This is a genomic window from Photorhabdus sp. CRCIA-P01 (assembly GCF_003545805.1).
GTDB lineage: Bacteria > Pseudomonadota > Gammaproteobacteria > Enterobacterales > Enterobacteriaceae > Photorhabdus > Photorhabdus antumapuensis.
Genome location: NZ_NMQR01000035.1, coordinates 19,126 through 42,557, shown reverse-complemented (window position 1 = coordinate 42,557; position 23,432 = coordinate 19,126). Strand labels below are relative to the sequence as shown.

Below are 23,432 nucleotides of genomic sequence, written 5' to 3'. Positions count from 1 at the left end.
GTTTAAGCCACTCGAATTGTATCTCACCAAATTCCTGGATTGATTTCCAGCCAGAAGCCCCACATAACACAGCAGAAAAAGCTAAAAAAATCACATCCATTAATTCATGTTTTTTATTGATGTCAGAACGTGGGTCATCTATCTTGCTGATAAAGTTGAAAATACTCATTATTAAGATCACGCTTTTATAGAATAGAGAGATCTTAACGTTTTAATGAGAGAAGTGGCTATAAAAAGTTATATTTTGGTCTTTATTTAACCCAAATAACCTTGTTAAAATTGTGAGATCTTGCCCTGTCTAAATAGGGCAGTAACTCTTCATCATATCCAATATATTCATTCCATTTTTGGCTTTCAGCCATATTAGCAATAACTGTGATCAGGCTATTGCTTTTATCTGATCTTCCTTGGTTACTTATCCAAGTTGTCTTAAATCCTGCATCGTTAGCTAAAGATATGATATTGTCGGCATAATGAACCTTATTTCTAAGCTGATATAAAGTAATATTAGAAAGTGAAATAGGTAAGGATAATATAGTAACTGGAGCTGGAGAGATAGCTTGATTGAATATCAGCATATTTCTCTGCATCGTGTCTAATGTTGGTGTTGTGGTTTTTTCATAACCGTACAAAGACATATGATCTCTTCTTGCTGATTCTCCTATCAGTAATATGTAAATATCAATATTTTTATCTTCTTGTATATAATTAAAATTTACTTTAACAGAAGAAATATTTTTAATTTTTTGATTTTCATATATTGCTTTTACCATTGCTGATGAGTTATAGAAGGGTGTTACCATTAAAAAGTGTTCTGATAGAATAATATCATCAGAATATTTTTTTCCTGAGATATAGTAGTCAACAGGCACTAACAGGCAGACAAAAATAAAAGCCCATAAACTGGATTTGAGTAATTTTTTGTCTATATTCTTTGATAACCATCTAATAGACAAAAAATATACTAACAGCATAAAAATAAAGAAAAATACATAGTATTTGTTGTAGGACAACATACCTACAGCTTCATTGCTATTTGTATTGATAAAAGTATTGGCAATAGTTGAAGAAAAACTTATCTGATGTTCATTAAAGAAGAAAAATGATGTGGATATATTAATCGACCACAATAGAGAAATAAGAAAAACCAATGGTTTAAGATATTTATAACAATAAAAAAATGCGTTAGCATTTACCAGCAAGAAACTCAGTAATATTATTCTTAACTTATACTCACCCGCTAAATCACTAATGAAGATTATCGGTAATAAAGAGAGAGTCAAAATAATAATAATTGGCCATTTATTTCGCATACAGATTAATAATTTAATTAATAAATTTAAATAAAAGAGTTAATCATTAACCTGGGATTAAAACAAGAGGTTAACTTGTGAAATAGCTCTGATTTCAAGTGGCTTCTAATGAAAATACCTCTCCCGAAGGAGAGGTTGGACATAAAAACGTAATTAGTGTGCTTTTCCTTGTGCGATACCAAGTCCTGTTTGTGATTGAATAAATTGGATTCTAAATTGTTCTCTTTCCTGTGTGCCTTGTTGTGAATTATCGGTGATAGAGAATAGCCATGAACCAATAAAGGCGATAAGCATTGAGAATAATGCTGGATATTCATAAGGATAGATGGGTTTCTCGTGACCGAGAATGCTGACCCAAATTGTTGGGCCGAGAATCATTAAAACTACCGCTGTAATTAATCCTAGCCAGCCTCCGGCTAATGCACCACGGGTAGTGAGTTTACGCCAGTACATGGATAAAAGAATGATTGGGAAGTTACAGCTTGCAGCAATAGAAAATGCTAATCCAACCATGAAGGCTATATTCTGGTTTTCAAATAAAATACCTAATCCGATTGCGATAAACCCAAGTATCACAACCGTTATTTTTGATACTTTCAGCTCATCTCGTTCATTAGCTTTACCGCGTTTAATGGCGTTTGCATATAGATCATGTGATACCGCTGATGCGCCAGCCAGAGTTAACCCCGCAACAACGGCTAGAATTGTGGCAAAGGCGACAGCAGAGATAAAACCCAGGAACAAGTTGCCTCCAACTGCACTAGCAAGGTGAACGGCTGCCATGTTAGTACCACCAATGAGTGCGCCGGTAGCATCTTTAAAGGAAAGATTTGGACTAACCAGTAAAATAGCACCGAAGCCGATGATAAAGGTTAGAATGTAAAAATAGCCAATAAAGCTAGTAGCATAGAAAACGCTTTTTCGTGCCTCTTTCGCATCACTTACAGTAAAGAAACGCATAATAATATGAGGTAAGCCAGCAGTACCAAACATCAATGCGAGACCGAGAGAAAGTGCGGATATTGGGTCAGATACCAACCCTCCTGGACTCATGATGGCTTCACCTCTTGAGTGGACAGCAATGGCTTCTTTGAACAGCGTATTGAAATTGAAGTTTACTGTTTTCATGACCATAAGGGCCATAAAGGTGGCACCAGCTAGCAATAAGATAGCTTTGATAATTTGTACCCAGGTCGTTGCTAGCATACCGCCAAACAGAACATAAAGTACCATTAGGATACCAACCAATACGACTGCAACATGGTAATTGAGTCCAAAAAGCAATTCGATAAGTTTACCTGCACCAACCATCTGAGCAATAAGATAAAGGGCGACAACAAACAGTGAGCCAATTGCAGATAACGTACGGATTGGACGTTGTTGTAGCCGGTAAGAAGCGACATCGGCAAAAGTATAGCGTCCAAGGTTTCTTAATCTTTCGGCAATCAGAAATAGGATAATAGGCCAGCCAATCAAGAAGCCGATAGAATAAATTAGTCCATCATAACCAGACGTATAGACTAAAGCGGAAATGCCGAGGAATGATGCTGCGGACATAAAATCTCCAGCAATTGCCATTCCATTTTGGAAACCAGTAATACGTCCACCCGCCGTGTAGTAATCAGTACGGGAGCGTGTTTTTTTTGAGGCCCAGTAAGTGATATAGAGTGTAAAACCGACAAACAGGACGAACATGATAATGGCCTGAGTATTGACAGGCTGTCTTTCTACGGTTTCGGAGATTGTGTTAGCCCAAGTAAGATGAGGAAATAGCACTATTGCTAATAACAGGAACTTTTTCATTTCTTTACCTCACTGAGAATTTGTGAGGTAAGGTGATCAAACTCGCTGTTGGCTCTAATTACATATAGGCCGGTTAAGACGAATGAAATAATAATTAAACCAATACCAACCGGTATTCCTCGGGTAATATTGGAACCATTATGAAGGGGAGTACCTAGCCATTCGGGGGCAAATGCAATGAGAAAAATAAAACTGACATACAGAACTAATATGATTATTGATAACAACCATGCAAAACGTCCTCGCTTTTCAACCAACTCTTTGAAACGGGGGTTATTCTCAATTCCTTGGTAAATGTCGTCATTCATCGGAGTATATCCTCTTATATTTATTATATTTTGATTACAGCCGCCGTAAGGCGGCATGATCTGTCATGAAATACTCATTGTTTGTTTTTCTTCCAACAATTTTTCTACTACTCCTGGATCTGCTAGTGTTGAAATATCTCCTAGATTGCTGGTATCGCCGGAGGCTATTTTGCGCAGAATACGGCGCATAATTTTTCCTGAACGGGTTTTTGGTAAGGAGTCTGTCCAGTGTAGGATATCTGGTGTAGCAATCGGACCGATTTCTTTACGTACCCAATTACGGACTTCTGTATAGAGTTCTGGAGAGGGTTCTTCACCATGATTCAAGGTGACATAGGCATAAATTGCCTGCCCTTTAATGTTATGTGGAGTACCTACGACAGCAGCTTCTGCAATTTTAGGATGGGAGACCAAAGCAGATTCAATTTCAGCCGTACCTAGACGGTGGCCGGAAATGTTCAGCACATCATCAACACGGCCAGTTATCCAATAGTAACCATCTTCATCACGGCGTGCTCCATCACCACTAAAATACATTCCCTTAAAGGTAGAGAAATAGGTTTGTTCGAAACGGTCATGATCGCCAAATAGTGAGCGTGCTTGTCCGGGCCAGGAATCGGTAATAACCAGGTTTCCTTCACAAACACCTTCTAGTAGTTCACCAAGATTATCAACCAGCGCGGGTTGAACACCGAAGAAAGGTAGCGTTGCTGAACCTGCTTTTAGTTCGGTTGCGCCTGGCAGTGGTGTGATCATGAAGCCACCAGTTTCTGTTTGCCACCAGGTATCGACAATCGGGCATTTGCTGTTACCAATTTTCTGGTAATACCATTCCCAAGCTTCCGGGTTAATCGGCTCGCCAACTGATCCCATAATACGCAGAGAAGTACGTTTCGTTCCTTCAATAGCTTTGTCACCTTCAGCCATCAGGGCACGAATCGCTGTGGGTGCTGTGTACAGGATATTTACCTGATGTTTATCAATAACCTGGCTCAGACGGTTAACCTCAGGATAGTTTGGTACACCTTCGAACATTAGGGTAATAGCGCCACAGGAAAGGGGGCCGTAGAGCAGGTAGCTATGTCCGGTAACCCATCCGACATCGGCTGTGCACCAATAGACTTCCCCCGGCTGATAGTCGAATACATATTTAAATGTTAGAGATGCATATACAAGGTAACCTCCAGTGGTATGCAGTACACCTTTGGGTTTGCCGGTAGAGCCTGAGGTATAGAGAATAAACAGCGGGTCTTCTGCATTTATCTCTTCAACTGGACAGTCAGCACTCGCGTCTGCTACCAATTCATGCCACCAAAGGTCACGGCCAGATTGCCAGTGGCCAATATTTCCAGTACGTTTAAAAATGATCACATTGGATACATTGACAACGGCTGCATTATTTAATGCGTCATCAACATTCTTTTTCAGGGGAATTGTACGTCCGGCCCTCAATCCTTCATCGGCGGTAATGACCAATTTGGTATTTGAATCGATGATACGCCCGGATACGGCATCAGGAGAAAAACCTGCGAAAATAACAGAGTGAATAGCACCAATGCGGGCACATGCTAACATGGCAACCGCTGCTTCTGGCACCATCGGCATGTAAATAGCAACAACATCGCCTTTTTTAATACCCAGATTTTTCAATACATTGGCAAACTGACATACATCATGGTGTAGTTCACGATAGGTTATTGTTTTGGATTCTGTTGGATCATCACCTTCCCAGATAATAGCGGTTTGCTCACCACGTTCTTTTAGATGACGATCGAGACAATTTGCGCTTAAGTTTAGTGTTCCATCTTCAAACCAGCGGATATTGATATGTCCAAGATCAAAAGAGGTATTCTTTACCTTGGTGTAAGGCTTAATCCAGTCAACAATTTTTCCTTTTTCACCCCAGAACCTTTCGGGATCTTGCAACGATAATTGGTAGTCTTGTTGATATTGTTGCTCATTCATCAGGGCATGTTCTGCAATGGCGATAGGAATAGGGTGCTTCATTATTTTGGTCATATAATATTCTCCTTACGAATGTTAATATTATGTCAAATCAAAGTTAACTAAAGTGTAAAGAGAATTTTTGTTTTTTTTTTGCGCGGAAGATCACGCAATAAAAAGAATATTTTCCACGTGATTGTCATTTAGTGTGGCGGGTTTATTTAGGTTTAATGGCTAATCAAAAATAGTAATTCAAAATCCTAATCCAATAATAATGTTTAATATAGACAAATTGACTGATAAGTCACTGAAACACAGTTGTATAATAAAACCATAATGAGAATATGGTATTGATAAACATTTCCAATAATATTTAATTAACTATAATGATCACGTTGTTCACAAGGTGTGGACTTTGAACCATTCTTATATGACTGGAGTACATGATATGAGCTATTCATTACCTTCTCTTCCTTATTCTTATGAAGCTCTGGAACCTCATTTTGATAAGCAGACGATGGAAATCCACCATACCAAGCATCATCAGACTTACGTTAATAATACCAATAGCGCCTTGGAAGCCTTCCCAGAGCTGGCAGGACTGGGTATTGATGATCTGATTCAGCAATTAGATAAGGTACCTGCTGATAAACGTACTTTTGTTCGTAATAATGCTGGTGGGCACGCTAACCATAGCTTGTTTTGGAAAGGTCTGAAATTAGGCACAACTCTGCAAGGCCCATTGAAAGAAGCTATTGAACGCGATTTCGGTAGTATAGATTCTTTTAAAGAGAAATTTGAGCAGGCAGCGGCTACCCGCTTTGGTTCTGGCTGGGCGTGGCTAGTACTGAAAGATGATGGCAAGCTGGCGGTTGTATCGACTGCTAACCAGGATAGCCCATTAATGGGTGAAGCGATTTCTGGTGCATCTGGTTATCCGATTATTGGTTTGGATGTTTGGGAACATGCTTATTACTTACAGTACCAAAACCGTCGTCCTGACTATATTAAAGCGTTCTGGAACGTTGTTAGCTGGGATGAAGCAGCGATACGTTATCAGGAAAAAGTGAAATAACTTGCTGAATAATTTCTCTTTTCTGCTATGCCGACTGATATGACAGTCGGCATTTTTATTGGTTGAATGTTAGTTTATGATGGAGTTGTTAGACTGATTTCAATAAGGAAAGTGAATTATGTATTGTCCGCAGGTATATACAGGTAAAATTGAAATATCAGGAAAACTTTCTGCCAGTGCAATTAACAAACGGATGGTTGATGGTAGCCTGCGTCTGACTTCTTTAGGATTAGAAGGTGATGAGCAGGCTGAAACCCGTTTCCACGGCGGCCCTGATCGCGCACTTTGTCATTATCCTCGTGAACACTATGATTTCTGGAAACATCAATTTCCTGATCAAGAAGATTTTTTTATTGCTCCAGCATTTGGTGAAAATATTTCCACAACTGGGTTGACCGAAGAAAATGTTTGTATTGGTGATATTTTCAGTTGGGGAGAGGTAATGATTCAAGTAACTCAGCCTCGCTCGCCTTGTTACAAACTTAATTCTCATTCCAGTATCAGCAATTTTTCTGCCATTATGCAGGAGAGTGGCCGTTGTGGCTGGCTTTATAGAATTATTGCAGTGGGAAATGTTAGCCCAGATGAACCTCTTGTTCTTGTTTCCCGTAATAGTGATGTTTTCGTTAAGGAAGCGATAGCGATTGCTTTTAATATGCCATTTGATGAAGAGCAATATCGTCGGTTGATGAGTGCCGCTGGGTTATCTGCTAGTTGGAGCCTGACTATGCAAAAGCGGGTGATGTTTGGAAAGATTGAGGATTTTAACCGTAGGTTGTTTGGGAAATAATAAAATGTGCACGTGGTGAACGTGCACATTTAACCGTATTTAGCAGTTATTAAACCACTGATACACTCGATGGGTTGAACGAAAAACAAATGGCTTTGGGGAAAAGAGACTTCCCTTGCTGCACAAAAAACAGATTTAATTTAGAATTGCCTCCGTTCCCCAAATGGTCCCTAAGTCATGTGAGTGAATTTAAGCGATTCCGCCAAAATGGTGTCGTAATACCCGGTTATCCCGAACAATCCTGTTAAGATAGAAACCACAATGTCCGATATCAATAATCTGCTGCGGGATCCGCAGTTTTTTTCCATGCTGCATAAACAGATGTTGCAGTTTGCCAGCTTGCAGTTGAATGATTTTCATCAGGCGGAAGATGTTGTTCAGGAGGCGCTGGAAGGGGCGATGAAGAATGCCTCTTCCTTTGCCGGACGAGCCTCCTGGAAGAGCTGGGTGTTTACGATCCTGCGCAACAAAATCTCGGACGCTTTGCGTATGCGTTATCGGCACAGCAGCGTGCAACTGACTGATGATGTTGATGAGCAAAATTTCGAAGCGTTGTTTGATGAATCTGGTCATTGGCCGCGAAACGAGCATCCTCAGCGTTGGCATTTACCGGATGAGGCGGCCGAGCAGGAGCAATTCTGGACGGTTTTCGAGCTTTGTCTGACACAGTTGCCAACGCAAAACGCGCGGGCATTTATGATGCGCGAATTTATTGGTCTTGAGACTCAGGAGATCTGTCAGGAGATGGCGCTCTCTGTCAGCAACCTGAATGTGATGCTCTGGCGTGCACGTATGCGTTTACGCGAATGTTTGTCACAACGCTGGTTTTCCCAGGAGGGTAAATATGCTTAGTTGTTACCAAGCTACGCGCCTGATGTCTCAGGCGCTGGATGAAAAAATCGTGCTTTCTCAACATGTTCAGCTGATGCTGCATTTGCGAATGTGCTACGGGTGCCGAAACTTCAGACAACAGCTTGCCGACCTGCGCACTATCACTTCCGCGTTCGCTCGTGGCGAAAACGAGAATCAAAATAAAGTAACGTAGGGAGGCGGAATCAGGTACGATGGCGGTAAATTAGGCGATCAAGCGAAAACCTCCCACCGCCATACATCATCAGATACAACTGAGCCGTCAGCCAGGTAGCGTGGACAGGCCAGGCATCCGGATAAACAAATATCTGAATCACCAGCGTCATTACCATTAGTGCTAGTGCGGAGAAGCGTGTCGCAAATCCGACAATCAGCAGCAGCGGAAACAAGTGTTCTGCGGTTGCGGCCATGACGGCAGCAACATCGGGTGGCAGCAGAGGAAGATTGTACTCGCTGGTAAAGAGTGACACGGAGCTGTCGGTAACGCGCGGAATCCCTAGTTGCCAGGGTGTACGTGTCTCCAGAATATCTATGTTTAATCCCACCACTTTGCTTTGGCCCGACAACCAGAATGTTGCGGCAAGGCTAATGCGCGCCAGAAGGGGGATAACACTTTCCTGCGCAATGTGTTGCCCTTTTAACACTAATATTTTGAGTAATGCCATCTTAGCGCTCCGTGTTGCTATATAGAGAAAGGATCAGCCCGTAGTGCTGCATGCGTTGTAAAACCTGCTGAGGCTCAAAAGTTGCATCCTCCCAGGCGGCGATCTCTAGGGCTTCGGTAAGGCACCGACCGGACTGGATCATGGCAACAAATTGCATTTCCGCACGGTTGAGCAACATTATTCGCACGTCATCGTCAACACGGCACAGCAGCATATGTTCCGGCTGGAATGGGTCCAGCGCCATCTCGTTTTCACTTTGTTGGTGTGAGGCCCACAGGCTGAAGACAGCATAATCTGAACTGAAGAGCCGTACCGAAGGATGGATCTCCATCAGCAACTGTGCGGGATCGTCACCGGGGACCGCTTCTGCCGTTTGTACGGCAGAGTCCGCCGCGTGCAGCGATTCAATAAACAACATTTCCAGCCGGGTGAGATCGCTCAGCCAGGGCCAGTCTGCCAATGGCTGAAACGTTGCAATCCAGTCCGGCAATTGCGCGCCATAGCCCGCCAAAACAGGAGAAGAAGGCGGTTGTTGACGTATAAACTCCGCCGCCATCGCACGGAAAAAGCACTCTCCGAGCTGGGCGAGAAGGACGGGGCAGTTTTCGGCCAGTGCGTCGATCAGCGATGTTATGACATTATTACGATAAATCGCAAAACGTACCGCCGGATCGCTACCGTTCCAGGCTGTCAGCCCCTTAGGTACCGTGAGGTCGGGGTCAAGAAGTGCTTGATACAGTTGTTGTTGCATTTTTCGTACTCTCTGTAATGTAACGCTGGGCATGGCTGGCTTCGTTCAGCAACACGTCTAATGGTGGAATATTGCTGTCCCATTCGAGCAGGGTGGAGATCGGCCCCGTTTTACTCAGGGTTTTGTTATAGAGATCCCAGACCGGCTCGGTCACATGACTGTCGTGTGAATCAATCAGCAGCAGGTCGTTTGCCCCATCGCGGCTTTCCGTATAGCCCGCCAGATGAATTTCACCGACACGGTGAAGTGGCAGCTCGAATAGCATTTGCCACGGGCAGCGATTATGGTTGATGCCACTGATATAGAGATTGTTCACATCCAGCAGTAGTCCGCATCCGGTGCGGCGTATCACCTCGGAGATAAAGTTAGTCTCGCTCATGGTTGAGGCACTGAACTCGACGTAGGTGGACGGGTTTTCCAGCAGAATGGGGCGACGCAGCGCATTCTGTACCTGATCGATGTGTTCGCAGACCCGCGTCAACGTGACGTCAGTATAAGGCAGCGGCAGCAGATCATTGAGAAATAGATCGTTGTGCGTCGACCAGGCAAGGTGCTCAGAAAAAACGGCCGGCTGGTAGCGTTCAACCAGCGCGGCAACACGTTGTAAGTGGGTCTGATTCAGAGGATTTTCTCCTCCGATGGACAGGCCCACACCATGAATAGAGAGCGGATAATTTTGGCGAATGGCGGTCAGTGCCTGATGAAACGGACCACCCGCAACTAGATAATTTTCCGCGTGAATTTCAAAAAAACCTATGTCGGGTTTATCGCGCAGAATAGCGCGAAAATGCTCTGGCTTTAATCCGATCCCTGCTCTGGCCGGAAGCCTATTTAGCATGAGGCGGTCAGGAGCATCACGAGAGACGCTGTGTGAGGGTAAAGAAATTGTCATCATATGAGCTCCTGCCTGATGCCGAAATTACACTTCTTTAAATGCGTTTAGTTGACCAAAACCGGTCGGGGAGGTAGGAGACTTCATTTTTACGCAGGAGCCCGCCGGTACCATTTTCCAGGCATTACCCTGATAATCCTTTTTTGAGGTACCAGCACAGGTGGTGCCTGCACCTGCTTTACAGTCATTTTTCCCTTTCAGAGAAACGCCATAGCATTTCTCCATTTTGCTGCCGGAATCCGCCATTGCTGAAGTGCTTCCCGTAATCAATACACTGCCTAAAGCCAGGGCCAGTAATGCTTTTGTCGTTTGCTTCGTCATAGAACGTTCCTTTTATATTTGTGTAGAAGGTAAATTACTGCTTTGCTGAAACAAGCCTTTGCTTCACTCAATTAGTCGTACCACGAATCAATTTCTTACAGTGAATATGAGAAAAAAAATGATTTTTTTATAGTTAACTGATTTTTAATGACTTATTTTTGTGACTCAGATATCGGCCTGTACAAGAAACAGGTTTGTTTTAGGATGTTTTCCGTTTTTTAAGCGGATCCCTTCATGTTTATCGTAGTAGGGGGTTTGATGCTCAGTGGAGCGAAAACTCATGGTAAGTGGCAAAAAATGTCGGAAAAATCGTTTGAATCCCCGATTTTTCCGTCTGGGGCGGCAGGAAACCGTCATGGTGAGGTTTCCGTCTACTTATGCTATCCGACATGGTTTATCAGGCAGATTTCAGCCTTGTGAGCCGTGTTGTCCTCGGCACTTGGGTTGTGGTTTTCCGAAGTCGCCTTGCATGGCGATGGCCTCATGTAAAAGAAATCACCTTGTCAAAACACGCCTACAGGGTGAGGGTGACCATCCCATTAACCTTTTTCTGTAGCTTGAAATGTGCACGTAGTGAACGTGCACATTTTATCGATTTAAGGGTGAGCAATAAAGCCAACAGCTTCATACACTTTATCTAGCGTAATCTGAGCGCGGGCTTTTGCCTTCGCTGCGCCTTCTGCCATGATTTTATTCAGCAGGACTTCATCGTTACGGAAATGATGGAAACGCTCTTGTAACTCAGTCAGCATATCGGAAACTGCATCAGCAACAGAACTTTTTAGATGACCATACATTTGGCCTTCAAATTCTGCTTCCAGTTCAGGAATGGTTTTGCCAGTAACGCCCGCGAGGATATCTAATAAGTTGGAAACACCCGGTTTTTGTTCTAGATCATAGCGAACACGAGGGGGTTCTTCTGAATCTGTGACTGCGCGTTTTATCTTTTTAGCGGCTGATTTTGGATCTTCCAACAAAGCGATAACGTTGTTGCGGTTATCATCTGACTTGGACATTTTCTTTTCTGGGTCTTGAAGAGCCATAATGCGAGCACCACCCGTTGGGATAAACGGTTCTGGTACGGCGAAGATATTGCCGTAGATGGCATTAAATCGTTGAGCGATATCACGGCTCAATTCAAGGTGTTGTTTCTGATCGATACCCACAGGAACCTGGTTTGTTTGGTATATCAAAATATCCGCCGCCATCAGTACCGGATAGTCAAACAAGCCTGCGTTGATATTTTCGGCATGACGAGCTGATTTGTCTTTAAACTGAGTCATGCGGCTGAGTTCACCGAAATAGGTATAACAGTTTAGAACCCAGCTTAACTGAGCATGCTGTGGTACATGTGATTGGATAAAAATAGTACTTTTTTCTGGGTCGATGCCACAAGCTAGGTAGAGCGCTAGTGTATCCAGAGTGCGTTTTCTCAATTCTTTTGGGTCCTGGCGGACCGTGATTGCATGTTGGTCGACAATGCAATAGATGCAGTCGTAATCATCCTGCATTTTAACCCACTGACGTAACGCCCCCATGTAGTTACCGATGGTTAATTCACCGGAAGGTTGTGCGCCGCTGAATACAATAGGTTTTTGGGAGTGTAGTGTTTCAGATACAGTGGGTTCATTCATTTTATTATGCTTCCTGAAGTTTTAAAGATGGGAGTCCAATTATGGATAGCAAATCCGAAAAATTCGCTAATATGCAATCTGGATTGCTTAATGCAATAGATTCACCGTAGTTATATCCATAAGTTAAACCAACACAAGGGCAACCCGCCGCTTGTGCTGCTAAAATATCATTACGGGAATCACCGACAAAGAGCAGTTCTTCCTTACGCAGTCCGAATGTGCCCATTGTTAAATAAATAGGTGCCGGATGTGGCTTTTTCTCTTTAACATCATCACCACCTAACACTAATGAAAAATATTCACTGATGCCTAAAGAAGCCAGCAGAGGAGCAATGAAAAGTGTTGGTTTATTGGTGATGATACCCATTGGCAAATTGTGTTTTGCCAGTTCAGCTAATGTAACTTTGACTTCCGGGAACAGTTCACTGCCTGTTGTTACCGTTGTTTCATAGAAACGGTCAAATAGTTCGCGGGTTTCTTTATGCAGTTGGGCAGTTAATTTGACTTTGGCCCATGTTAACGCACGTTCGACCATAATGTCTGCGCCATTACCTACCCAGGCAGCAACCCGCTCTTTTCCCGCAGCCGGGAAACTTTTGGTTAATAGTGCTTGATCCAGTGCATCTGCCAAACCACCGGCGCTGTCTACCAGTGTTCCATCCAGATCAAAAGCGATAGCACGAATACCTTTTAATACCTTATTTGTCATGAGATACCTTTGACAATTCACTACGCATATTATCAATAACCGTTTTGTAATCTGGCTGACTGAAAATGGCTGAACCAGCAACAAACATATCTGCCCCCGCAGTTGCTGCCGCGGCAATATTGCTAGCTTTAATCCCACCGTCTACCTCAAGACGGATATCATAACCGCTGTCATCAATGATCTTACGAACCTGACGCAGTTTCTCTAGTGTTCCAGGGATGAAAGATTGACCACCGAAACCAGGGTTTACTGACATCAATAGAATGACATCTAGTTTATCCAGGACATAATCAAGGTAACTCAGAGGCGTTGCAGGATTGAATACCAAGCCAGCTTTACAACCATGCTCTTTGATGAGTTGTAAACTGCGGTCAATATGTTCACTGGTTTCTGGATGGAAGGTAATATAAGTCGCTCCTGCTTTGGCAAAATCAGGGATAATGCGGTCAACCGGTTTTACCATCAAATGGACATCGATTGGTGCGGTGATGCCATAATCTCGCAGAGCCTGGCAGACCATAGGCCCGATAGTCAGGTTAGGGACGTAGTGGTTGTCCATAACATCAAAATGAACAACATCAGCCCCCGCTGCCAGCACCTTAGCTGTATCTTCACCCAGCCGCGCAAAATTTGCAGATAAAATGGATGGGGCAATCAGAAAATCTTTCATTATCTTCTCCAAATCGTTTCTATCATCCCTTAGTTGCGAGGCAAAAGGGGGGCGGATAAATCAGCGATATAATGCCAAGAGTTCGTCTACCTTACTGCGGGCAAGGATATTCCTGCTAATAGTACGACGTGCTTTGACAATATGAAGTGAAGCCTGATAGTACCATTTTCGTGTCATTGGCGTATCGTGGTTGGATATCAAAACAGGAATTGCACGTTCTGATGATAACTTAAATGCAATATTTGCCAGATTTTCCTGATCTGCAATGTTAAAGCTATTGGTGTGATATGCCGTAAAGTTCGCTGTTGCTGACAAAGGGGCATAGGGAGGATCGCAATAGATAACCGAGCCTTTATGTGCCTTGTTCAACGTGTGTTGATAGTGCTCACAGATAAAAGTAGCATTTTGGGCTTTTTCAGCAAACCAGTGTAATTCTTCTTCAGGAAAGTAGGGTTTTTTATAAAGCCCAAAAGGTACGTTAAATTTACCATGAGAATTATAACGACAGAGGCCGTTGTAACAGTGGCGATTGAGATAAAGGAATAACACGCTGCGGTGGAACGGGTCAGTGCTTTGGTTAAATTGCTCCCGTAACTGATAAAAATGTTCGGCTGTATTGTATTCTTGGGTGAACAGGGGGCGTGTGTGGACGATAAACTCATTAGCCCTGAGTTTTACTGTGTTGTACAGGTTAATCAGGTCACTGTTGATGTCGGCGAGGATATAAGAATCGTAGTCTGTGTTCAAAAAGACAGAACCTGCGCCAACAAATGGCTCTATCAGACAACTACCGGCTGGCAGATGACGTTTGATGTCATCTACCAACGGGTATTTTCCACCGGCCCATTTTAAGAAAGCGCGTTTTTTTTTCATGCTGTCAATTAATTACTCAATCATTCCAGAGCCGCAGATTGTACTCTGTTTAGGACAGCATATCAGCGCCTAATAAGTATTGTTTTATTTTCTTAGGTCTTGTTGCACTTGCTGCATCGTTCTAACCCAAGGTTTTTTCGCCTGAATATCGACCGGTAGAGATGAAATAGCCCCTTTGGCTTCAGAGATGGAACGGTAATCACCATGAATTAAAACAAACCAAACTTTTCCATTACGTTTAGTTTCATAAACTTTGTAATGGGTAAGGTTATGCTTTTTAGCAAAAGCGGTCAGCGTATCTGAGCGGCTGGCACTACTTAATTGCAAAGTGTAGTGGTTTGCCGGGGTTTTTAATTGATCACTACTGGTGCTACTGACCACATTGTTTTTACTGCTAGCATGATTTGTCGATGGTTTTGATTTAGCCAGTGTTTCTGATTTCAGTGGACGGATATTTTCTGATTTTTGCTGTACTACCGGTGGCGGTGTTACTGGCTGTGGTTGTTGGGCTTGATTCAGATTCTGTACTGCGTGATTTATATTACTTTGTTGTTGAGTCAGTGCATCAGGAATATTTCCTGGTAATTCAATGCGCTGATTTTGGGTTTCGCCATTGTTAGTTTGACGCTGATGAGGTTGAGTTGAAGTACCACTGACAGGAGGAACATTGATTTCCTGTGGTCTGTTAATTGTATTTGCAGTGGTATTCTCTGATGTTATGGATTGATTGTCATCGTTGTTGGATGGTGAACCTGATAAATCAATATTCTTCTCGGCAACATTTGGCGATTGCTGTTTTTCATGTTCAGTTGGGGCTTTTAAGGCAGAACTGATAGCAATAATCAGCAGTAGCAGCACTAAAATCCCAATGCCGAGCATCATTTGCTGACGTGAAACCGCAAATTTGGGTTTGTTTAATGGCTGACGAGAGCGTGAAGGACGGCGATCTGAGGTATCTGGCCTAAACTCGTTATTTGCTCTTTGTTCATTTTCTGATTTGAATTCGTCCATATGCCCTCCAAACAGAGCCAATACTGCCAATTGCAATTGAAGTCAGTCCGGCAGGCTGACTTAACGAAGATAGAAATTTGTCTGATAGAGTCGTTATTTTATGACACAACAACCAGATGGATGCAAAAAAACATTTAATTTAATGCCATAAGCATACAAATTACTTAAAATTTACCCATTTTCATAGGGTAAACACTGACGGATAGCGTCAAGAACACAGTTGTGTTCAATATCTGAGCGGAGATCAGCTTTACCTATTTTTGTTGGAAGAACCAGTCGTAATTTACCTGCTATAACTTTCTTATCTCGCATCATATGTGGGAGGTAGGCTTCTGGTGGCATGTTTTGTGGCCCGTGTACAGGCAGATTTGCCCGTTCCAACAATCGGATAATACGTTGAATATTCTGTTCAGAGAAATTATCAGCAAGTTGAGCTGTTCTTGCTGCCATGACCATTCCGGCGGCAACCGCTTCCCCATGTAACCAGGCACCATATCCCATTTCAGTTTCGATGGCGTGGCCGAAGGTGTGACCAAGATTCAGCAGGGCACGCAAGCCACTTAATTCTTTCTCATCTGCTGCGACAACTTCAGCTTTCAATTCGCAGCAACGACGGATGCAGTAAGCCATTGCTTGGTTGTCGAGAACCAGCAATTTATCCATGTTATCTTCAAGCCAGTTAAAAAATTCACTGTCGAGAATGATACCGTACTTAATGACCTCAGCCAGACCGGAAGAGAATTCGCGGGCTGGAAGCGTTTGCAGGCAATTAAGATCGACCATCACAGAGACTGGTTGATAGAATGCACCTATCATGTTTTTGCCAAGAGGATGGTTTACCGCGGTTTTTCCTCCGACGGAGGAATCAACCTGGGCAAGAAGGGTGGTAGGCATTTGAATAAAATGGACACCACGTTGATAACAGGCAGCGGCAAAACCAGTTAAATCACCGATTACGCCGCCGCCGAGAGCGATAAGCGTTGTGTCCCGGCTGTGGTTATTTTCCAGCAAAGCAGAAAATACGTCATTTAATACGGAAAGAGATTTGTACTGTTCACCATCAGGTAGAACCACTTCATCTACCCGAATTCCGGCTTGCTGCAAGGTGGCTTTTACTTTTGCCAGATACAGCGGAGCTAGGGTTTGATTCGTTACCAGCATAACTTGCTGGTCTGCTTTTAGTGGTGCAAAAGCAGAAGGGTCGTCAAATAACCCTTTTGCAATGGTAATTGGGTAACTACGTTCCCCTAAAGTGACAGTGATCTTTTCCATAAGCAGCCTTCGCCTTAATTATTTATCGCTGTACAGACTTGCTTGAATCAGTTTTTTTCCAGTAACTCAATGATTTGGTTAGCGACAACTTTAGCGCTTTGTTCATCGGTACGGATAGTAACATCAGCAATTTCCTCATATAGAGGGTTACGTTCGCTTGCTAAATTTTCTAAAACTTCGCGTGCTGGTGCATCAACTTGAAGTAAGGGACGTTTTTTATCGCGCTGGGTGCGTGCTAACTGTTTTTCAATGGTGGTTTCCAAGTAGACCACGACACCACGGGCAGACAGACGATTACGGGTTTCTCTGGATTTCACAGAACCTCCGCCAGTCGCCAATACAATGCCTTGTTTTTCAGTGAGTTCGTTAATCACTTTTTCTTCGCGTTCGCGGAAGCCTTCTTCGCCTTCCACGTCGAATACCCAGCCCACGTCAGCTCCGGTACGTCGCTCAATTTCTTGATCGGAGTCGTAAAACTCCATATTGAGTTGCTGAGCTAACTGACGACCAATAGTGCTTTTGCCGGCACCCATAGGCCCAACCAGAAAGATATTACGTTTCTCTGCCATGTTTTTGGTATTACTAAGACTATTCGTTAATGATAACCCGCCCCGCTAATCAAATCAGCAGCGGGACCTAAACTGAAACCTCATGAGCGGTAATGTGAGATCAGATAACAAAATTATCTCAGTACATCAGCCAGTTTTGCAACTATATAAATCAACGACGAGCTTTTTGTGACGGAAGCTCTGGTTTCATTGGCTGATTATTGTGATGTTAAACCCGACCACTCAATTAGCTAACTCTTGTATGCTAAATTGGTCTCAGCGTCAAATCTATAAACAGGATTAGTTGGAAAAATCTGCGCATAATCATACGAAATAGTTAAATTTTTTATATCCAACTTACTGATGTAACGATTATATTTTTCTTGTTGGTTAAATATCTATCAGTTGAGGCGTAATAAATATGACTAACTCACGTCGGCTGTGTTTATGACCTTTTTGGTTAAATAGTGAGCCGAGTAGTGGGATGTCTGATAGATAAGGTACCTTCTGGGTTTGCTCGCTTTTTTTCTGTTGAAAAATTCCACCGAGAATAAGTGTTTCACCATTCTTTACAGTAACTTGAGTTATTATTTCCTGTTTGTCGATGGTTAAATTCTCACCTCCTCCTTGACTTATTGAGATCCCTGGCATGTTTTGACTGATTTTCAGAGAGAGTCTGATTTTGTTTTTTCTCAGTATATGGGGTGTGACTTCCATTCCTAGTACGGCTTCTTTAAATTGCACAGTACTTTTCTCTTTTTCTTGGCTGACGTAGGGGATATCAGAGCCTTGCTTGATGCTGGCTAACTGTTGATGCGAGGCGGTTAGTCTAGGGCTAGCGATAATATCCAGTTGGTTTTCTTGTTCTAAGGCACTGAGTTCCATTTCCAGCAAACTGGTGTGAATGCGAGCAATATTGAACGCAAATCTATGCATGTTATCGTTGGCTGCTTGGTTGATATTGAGGCGATTTATCCCCGTTGATGTATTAATCTGCTCTCCTATTGGTATACCCCAATAAATGCCGAGTTCATGTAATGCCTCTCGGCTACTGGTCACGATATGTGCAGTGATCTGCACTTGCTGCTGTGGTGTATCTATTTCTTTCAGCCAGCTTTTTATCTGCGCGATGGCAATGGGGGTATCCTGTAAAATCAGACTGTTAGTTTCAGGATCAAAATCAACTTTACCCTCTTTTGTTATCAGTGCGGGCGTATTTTGCCTGAGATTCATGGCGATTCTTTCTGCGTCTGCATATTGTAATACGGTTGAGAGGGACTGAATTTCGGTCTCATTGACTGATTGATCAAATAACTCAACCGATTGCTCTTCTGTCTCTATCATCGGGGGAGCAAAAGGATTTCTTATTTCTGCAACAACAATCGCGGGCAGGAAAAGGATAAACAGAATAAATTTTTTAGTCATAAAATTCCTCATGTGAGGTTTCTGACAGGGTTATTTTGACGTTTAGGGATTCGTCTGATGGAGAAATGGAAAGCTGTTTGATCAGCAGCGGTGGATATAACGCTTGTAGCGCCTCAAGAAAACTTAGCATCTGTTCGTAGTTCAAACAAATTGTGATTTGCCAGAGCGTTTTTTCCCCTTCTTTTTTACGTTGCCACTCAAGAACTTGTGCGCCAGAATTTATTAATGGCTGTTGTAATTGTTTTATTGCGGTAATTTTTACCGCATTTTGTCGCGGCTTACTGAATTTATTTTCTATTTGGTTGATGTGTTGTTGTATATCTTCCAATAGCGGTAGCTGATTTAGTTGTTCATTGGCGGCTTTGGTATTGATTTGTTGGGCTGCTATTTTTTGTGTCAGGCTACTTCGCTGTTCAGCTCTTTCTTGCCAGAAGAAAAGATAAAACAGAATCAGAAATGGCATGATGATAGCTTGCTGCCAGATAAAGAGCTGCCAGGTTGGTTTGGCAAACCACCATAAATAGTCACTTTTTATCATTGGATATCTCCGTCTGCCAGTTAGCGTCAATAATAAATTGCCTGATTTGTTGTTCGGTGGTAATCATCTTTTTTAGTTGAATTTCAGATAATTGCCCGTTGTTTTCAAGATTATCCAGCAGAGACGTCATACTGGAATAATCCAGACTATTAGCAACCAGTTTTAATTGACCTGCCTGATCATCGAAAGCGGTTAACCAACTTCCTTCCGGTAATAATTCAGGTAATTCATTAAATAATTGCCAATGTTGTTGGTTCTGTTTCAGCCACGTTTGTTGTTGTTTTAATTTATAGGCTAGTTTGTTGTGAAGATTGACCGCCTCCTCTGTCTGAGTTATCTGTTGTTGCAAATATAATTGTTGCTGGTTGAGTTGCTGCCATTGCCTTTGATACTGGTTAATCGTTTCCTGTTGTTTTAATAATATCCAGACGAGCACTGTCAGCCACAACATCAATTGCAATAAGAGAAGAATCGACCACCAACGATAACGATGTTTTAGCCGGGTTTGGCGCCAAGGTAGAAAATTAACCTGATACATCGTTACTTATCATCCGGTCTGAGTGCTAAACCACCGGCTATCACATATTCCATCAGTTGAACTGGTAGTGGTGGTTGATAGCGGCGAAATGCTGTCAGCATATCCCAAGAGCAAGTTCCTTCAGGTAGGGTTTCTTGTTGGTAGCTACTGTAGTAAACAGGCTGTTCAGCCATGGATGAGGCAGATAATTGACGGATAATCTGCTGTGGAGAAACAGCCGTATTTGCTAATACCAGATCATAAGCGAAGGGGGCATTGGCAGGAGATACCCATAGCCAACCAGATTGTTGCCTGTGTAACAGCCAACTATCAGCGGGAACGCCGGCATATTGCGCTATATAGCGTAGGGCACAGGGAGCAATATCAATGGCATCTGGAAATATTCCTGCTTGTGCAAGACATTGTAGCCAGAGGTTGAGATCTTTCTGGCGAGCGGCGCTGATGTAGGCATTTTGTTCAATAATACGGTAATCCAGCGCCAGTTCTCGGGTGTTAAAGGGAAATTGTTTCTCGGCACTGGCGTTGATAAACCAGCCTTGTTCCGGCTCTTTAAGATTGATATCTGGAGGCAAAGTCAGATTCCTCTGCAATGTTTGCTGTACAGGTAAGGCGAGTCTGAAACTGATTTTTTTAGGTAATTTTTGGCGCCATTGATTTAAAATATCACATAATATTTCTGGCCGTTGTAAACGGCCTTCTGGCATAACCGCATCAGATAAAAGATATTGCCAGCAGTGGCGAAGCTGCCAGCCATCTCGGCGTTTTATAGCTGCGACGGCGCGAAGGATGCCATTTTGGATGTCCAATCCGACATACCATTTTGGTGAATACATATATCGATCTCCATATCAGTAATTTTAATAAAAGACCATATTCAAGGTGCTGTGTAACCTTTATACTACGCGCCGATTGTTTATAAACCACCCGACTAACGTGGCATGGGAAATTTCAGGTGAAGTTCGTAAAGTATTTTCTAGTCTTTGTCGTGAGTTGCATTTTTCTGGGAACGGCCTCGATTTTTGGTATGTACAAATATATCGAGCCTCAGTTACCTGATGTGGCGACATTAAAGGATGTTCGATTACAGACACCAATGCAGGTGTTCAGTGCAGATGGTGAGCTTATTGCCCAATATGGTGAAAAACGCCGTATTCCTCTTGAGTTGTCCGAAATTCCACCCATTATGGTGAAGGCATTCATTGCAACGGAGGACAGTCGTTTTTATGAGCATCACGGGGTTGACCCTGTAGGGATTATCCGGGCAGCATCTGTCGCGATGAGTTCAGGCCGTGCTTCTCAAGGGGCAAGTACCATTACTCAGCAACTGGCGAGAAATTTCTTTCTCACTCCTGAGAAGACGTTGATGCGTAAAATCAAGGAAGTTTTTCTGGCTATCAGGATTGAGCAATTGCTGAATAAAGATGAGATCCTCGAACTCTATCTCAATAAAATTTACCTTGGTTACCGGGCTTATGGTGTTGGGGCTGCGGCTCAAGTTTATTTTGGCAAAAATGTCAATGAGTTGACACTGAGTGAAATCGCCATGATTGCCGGTCTGCCAAAGGCACCTTCTACTTTTAACCCGCTTTATTCTTATGGCCGGGCGATTAACCGCCGGAATGTGGTTCTGAGCCGTATGCTCAATGAGGGCTATATTACTCAGCAGCAATATAATCAAGCTAGAAGTGAAAAGTTGGTTGCTAATTACCATGCGCCTCAGATTGCTTTCTCTGTGCCCTATTTGTCCGAGATGGTGCGTCAGGAGATGATTGAGCGTTATGGTGAGAATGCTTATACCGACGGTTATAAAGTTTACACCACGATTACCCGTAAACTTCAGTTGGCTGCCGTGGATGCGGTTCGTAATAACCTCATTGATTATGATGTGCGTCATGGCTACCGTGGGGCGCAAGAAGTTTTGTGGAAAGTGGGCGAACCTGTTTGGGGTCGGGAACAGATTGTCAAGAAGCTTAAGACCTTGCCAGATTATGGGCCGTTAATGCCGGCGGTAGTGACCAGCGCGGGTACTGATCAGGCAATAGTGATGTTGGCTGATGGCAGCAGTGTGGAATTACCCATGATGGGTGTCCGTTGGGCCAGAAAGTTCAAATCTGATAGTGTGCAGGGTGCGGTTCCTCGTAGTGTGAATGAAGTGGTTCAAGTTGGTGAACAGGTTTGGCTTCGGAAAGTAAAGGATATTTGGTGGTTGGCACAAGTGCCAGAAGTTAATGCTGCTTTGGTCTCTATTGATCCGAATGATGGTGCTGTGAAGGCGCTGGTTGGTGGATTTGATTTCAACTTGAGTAAATTTAACCGTGTCACGCAGTCATTACGTCAAATTGGTTCTAATATTAAACCATTTCTCTATACCGCAGCGATGGATAAAGGGCTGACATTGGCTTCATTGCTGAATGACTTACCAATTAGCCGTTGGGATGCAGGTGCTGGTACTGACTGGCGTCCGAAAAACTCACCAGCAACTTATGTTGGGCCAGTCCGTTTGCGTCAAGGATTAGGACAATCGAAGAACGTCGTGATGGTTCGAGCAATGCGAGCAATGGGAGTCGATTATGCTGCTGATTACCTGCAACGGTTTGGTTTCCCGGCACAAAATATAGTACGTACAGAATCTCTGGCTTTGGGATCACCATCATTCACTCCAATGCAAATGGTACGTGGATATTCGGTCATGTCCAATGGTGGCTATCTGATCGATCCTTACTTTATTACTAAGATTGAAAACGAAGATGGCGATATTCTCTTTGAGGCTAAGCCTAAAATTGCATGTCCACAGTGCGATATTCCAGTAATTTATGGGGATACGGTACGTTCAATCGAACTTTCTGAGAACTCGATTGAGAATGTTGCTCAATCTCATGTTAGCCAGCAAGAGATATTACCGTTACCTGAATTGGAAAAAGCCCCGGTAATTGATAGTCGTGAAGATGCGCAAAAATACGCTCCCCATGTCATTAGTACTCAGTTGGCATTTTTGATCCATGATGCTTTGAATAGTAATATTTTTGGTGAGCCGGGTTGGTCTGGTACGGGTTGGCGTGCCTCGCGCGATCTGAAACGCCGTGATATTGGTGGTAAAACTGGAACAACCAACAGTTCAAAAGATGCCTGGTTCTCAGGTTATGGGCCGGATATTGTCACGACGGTTTGGATTGGTTTTGATGACCACCGCAGAAGCCTTGGCCGTACAGCGGCCAGTGGTGGAGAGGCGGGTGCTAAGAGTGCGCAGCCAATTTGGGATGATTTTATGAAAATTGCCCTAGAGGGTGTTCCAGAAAAAGAAGTCACTCCTCCTCCTGGGATTGTTTCTGTGGTGATAGATCGTAAGACAGGTAAGCTTGCTGGCGGCGGCGGAGATACCCGTAATGAATACTTCATTGATGGAACTCAACCTACAGAGAGTGCGGTGCGGGAAGTTGGCACAACTTTAATTGAGAATGGTGAAAGTCAGGAGTTATTCTGAT

General features: G+C 43.2%; 25 protein-coding genes. 5 read left to right on the top strand and 20 right to left on the bottom strand.

From position 1 onward, the window contains the following. From D3222_RS17930 to acs, 5 genes are all read right to left on the bottom strand, one after another. On the bottom strand, positions 1-169 hold a 169-nt coding region (locus tag D3222_RS17930), incomplete at its 3' end, for a transposase family protein (RefSeq protein WP_198672855.1). An 82-nt stretch (positions 170-251) separates the two neighbouring features. After that, the gene (locus tag D3222_RS17925) at positions 252-1,313 is read right to left on the bottom strand and encodes a sulfatase-like hydrolase/transferase (RefSeq protein ID WP_232832569.1); all 1,062 of its coding nucleotides are present in this window, start codon (positions 1,311-1,313) and stop codon (positions 252-254) included. A 153-nt stretch (positions 1,314-1,466) separates the two neighbouring features. Then, entirely contained in the window at positions 1,467-3,116 is a 1,650-nt protein-coding gene (gene actP, locus D3222_RS17920; RefSeq protein ID WP_118987367.1) for a cation/acetate symporter ActP, read from the bottom strand. After that, entirely contained in the window at positions 3,113-3,424 is a 312-nt protein-coding gene (locus D3222_RS17915) for a DUF485 domain-containing protein (RefSeq protein ID WP_118987366.1), read from the bottom strand. The genes actP and D3222_RS17915 overlap by 4 nt, the downstream gene beginning before the upstream one ends. A 63-nt stretch (positions 3,425-3,487) precedes the next feature. Beyond that, positions 3,488-5,443, bottom strand: coding sequence for an acetate--CoA ligase (gene acs, locus D3222_RS17910; protein WP_118987365.1), 1,956 nt, complete (start codon positions 5,441-5,443; stop codon positions 3,488-3,490). Between the two features lie 373 nt (positions 5,444-5,816). Between acs and sodA the strand changes: the two genes are divergently transcribed. The 3 genes from sodA to D3222_RS17895 all read left to right on the top strand — a co-directional run bounded on the left by sodA (position 5,817) and on the right by D3222_RS17895 (position 8,085). Beyond that, the gene (gene sodA, locus D3222_RS17905; RefSeq protein WP_118987364.1) at positions 5,817-6,443 is read left to right on the top strand and encodes a superoxide dismutase [Mn]; all 627 of its coding nucleotides are present in this window, start codon (positions 5,817-5,819) and stop codon (positions 6,441-6,443) included. A gap of 118 nt (positions 6,444-6,561) precedes the next feature. Next, complete coding sequence (yiiM, locus tag D3222_RS17900) at positions 6,562-7,233, top strand: 6-hydroxyaminopurine reductase (RefSeq protein ID WP_118987363.1); 672 nt, start codon at positions 6,562-6,564, stop codon at positions 7,231-7,233. Between the two features lie 261 nt (positions 7,234-7,494). Next, complete coding sequence (locus tag D3222_RS17895; RefSeq protein WP_118987362.1) at positions 7,495-8,085, top strand: RNA polymerase factor sigma-70; 591 nt, start codon at positions 7,495-7,497, stop codon at positions 8,083-8,085. A gap of 203 nt (positions 8,086-8,288) precedes the next feature. Here the strand turns inward: D3222_RS17895 and D3222_RS17885 are convergent, their stop codons facing one another. From D3222_RS17885 to D3222_RS17870, 4 genes are read right to left on the bottom strand one after another with little or no spacing between them, the layout of a single operon-like run. Beyond that, a complete protein-coding gene (locus D3222_RS17885; protein ID WP_118987360.1) occupies positions 8,289-8,768 on the bottom strand; it encodes a DoxX family protein in 480 nt (159 codons plus the stop codon). Between the two features lies 1 nt (position 8,769). Next, a complete protein-coding gene (locus D3222_RS17880; RefSeq protein ID WP_118987359.1) occupies positions 8,770-9,519 on the bottom strand; it encodes an HvfC/BufC N-terminal domain-containing protein in 750 nt (249 codons plus the stop codon). Further along, on the bottom strand, positions 9,488-10,414 hold the full coding sequence (gene bufB / locus D3222_RS17875) for an MNIO family bufferin maturase (protein WP_232832568.1): 927 nt from the start codon (positions 10,412-10,414) through the stop codon (positions 9,488-9,490). The genes D3222_RS17880 and bufB overlap by 32 nt, the downstream gene beginning before the upstream one ends. Before the next feature lie 24 nt (positions 10,415-10,438). Next, positions 10,439-10,732 carry a BufA1 family periplasmic bufferin-type metallophore gene (locus D3222_RS17870; RefSeq protein ID WP_118987358.1) on the bottom strand — a complete coding sequence of 98 codons (294 nt, stop codon included), beginning with the start codon at positions 10,730-10,732 and terminating at the stop codon, positions 10,439-10,441. Positions 10,733-10,966: 234 nt separating this feature from the next. Between D3222_RS17870 and D3222_RS25110 the strand changes: the two genes are divergently transcribed. Then, complete coding sequence (locus D3222_RS25110; protein WP_157975354.1) at positions 10,967-11,152, top strand: hypothetical protein; 186 nt, start codon at positions 10,967-10,969, stop codon at positions 11,150-11,152. Between the two features lie 176 nt (positions 11,153-11,328). On the opposite strand, the gene trpS is transcribed toward D3222_RS25110, so the two are convergent. From trpS to pilM, 11 genes are all read right to left on the bottom strand, one after another. After that, positions 11,329-12,366, bottom strand: a complete 1,038-nt coding sequence (trpS, locus tag D3222_RS17865; RefSeq protein WP_118987357.1) for a tryptophan--tRNA ligase — start codon at positions 12,364-12,366, stop codon at positions 11,329-11,331. A 4-nt stretch (positions 12,367-12,370) separates the two neighbouring features. Further along, a complete protein-coding gene (locus D3222_RS17860) occupies positions 12,371-13,075 on the bottom strand; it encodes a phosphoglycolate phosphatase (protein ID WP_118987356.1) in 705 nt (234 codons plus the stop codon). Continuing rightward, entirely contained in the window at positions 13,065-13,745 is a 681-nt protein-coding gene (gene rpe, locus D3222_RS17855; protein ID WP_118987355.1) for a ribulose-phosphate 3-epimerase, read from the bottom strand. The genes D3222_RS17860 and rpe overlap by 11 nt, the downstream gene beginning before the upstream one ends. A gap of 60 nt (positions 13,746-13,805) precedes the next feature. Next, positions 13,806-14,618, bottom strand: a complete 813-nt coding sequence (dam, locus tag D3222_RS17850; RefSeq protein WP_118987354.1) for an adenine-specific DNA-methyltransferase — start codon at positions 14,616-14,618, stop codon at positions 13,806-13,808. 84 nt (positions 14,619-14,702) lie between these two features. Continuing rightward, positions 14,703-15,629 (bottom strand): SPOR domain-containing protein, encoded by a 927-nt coding sequence (locus D3222_RS17845; RefSeq protein ID WP_118987353.1) that lies wholly within the window; start codon positions 15,627-15,629, stop codon positions 14,703-14,705. A gap of 171 nt (positions 15,630-15,800) precedes the next feature. Then, positions 15,801-16,901 (bottom strand): 3-dehydroquinate synthase, encoded by a 1,101-nt coding sequence (aroB, locus tag D3222_RS17840; protein WP_118987352.1) that lies wholly within the window; start codon positions 16,899-16,901, stop codon positions 15,801-15,803. 47 nt (positions 16,902-16,948) lie between these two features. Continuing rightward, positions 16,949-17,470: a shikimate kinase AroK gene (gene aroK / locus D3222_RS17835; protein ID WP_036779445.1), complete on the bottom strand. Its 522-nt coding sequence runs from the start codon at positions 17,468-17,470 to the stop codon at positions 16,949-16,951. 369 nt (positions 17,471-17,839) lie between these two features. Next, positions 17,840-18,874, bottom strand: coding sequence for a type IV pilus secretin PilQ (pilQ, locus tag D3222_RS17830; protein WP_118987351.1), 1,035 nt, complete (start codon positions 18,872-18,874; stop codon positions 17,840-17,842). Continuing rightward, the gene (locus D3222_RS17825; RefSeq protein ID WP_118987350.1) at positions 18,867-19,412 is read right to left on the bottom strand and encodes a hypothetical protein; all 546 of its coding nucleotides are present in this window, start codon (positions 19,410-19,412) and stop codon (positions 18,867-18,869) included. The genes pilQ and D3222_RS17825 overlap by 8 nt, the downstream gene beginning before the upstream one ends. After that, positions 19,399-19,950, bottom strand: a complete 552-nt coding sequence (locus tag D3222_RS17820; protein ID WP_118987349.1) for a PilN domain-containing protein — start codon at positions 19,948-19,950, stop codon at positions 19,399-19,401. Before D3222_RS17820 ends, D3222_RS17825 begins: the two co-directional genes overlap by 14 nt. 2 nt (positions 19,951-19,952) lie before the next feature. Then, on the bottom strand, positions 19,953-20,783 hold the full coding sequence (pilM, locus tag D3222_RS17815; RefSeq protein WP_118987348.1) for a pilus assembly protein PilM: 831 nt from the start codon (positions 20,781-20,783) through the stop codon (positions 19,953-19,955). Between the two features lie 119 nt (positions 20,784-20,902). On the opposite strand from pilM, the gene mrcA reads away from it, so the two are divergent. Further along, on the top strand, positions 20,903-23,431 hold the full coding sequence (gene mrcA / locus D3222_RS17810; protein ID WP_118987347.1) for a peptidoglycan glycosyltransferase/peptidoglycan DD-transpeptidase MrcA: 2,529 nt from the start codon (positions 20,903-20,905) through the stop codon (positions 23,429-23,431). Position 23,432: the final 1 nt, after the last annotated feature.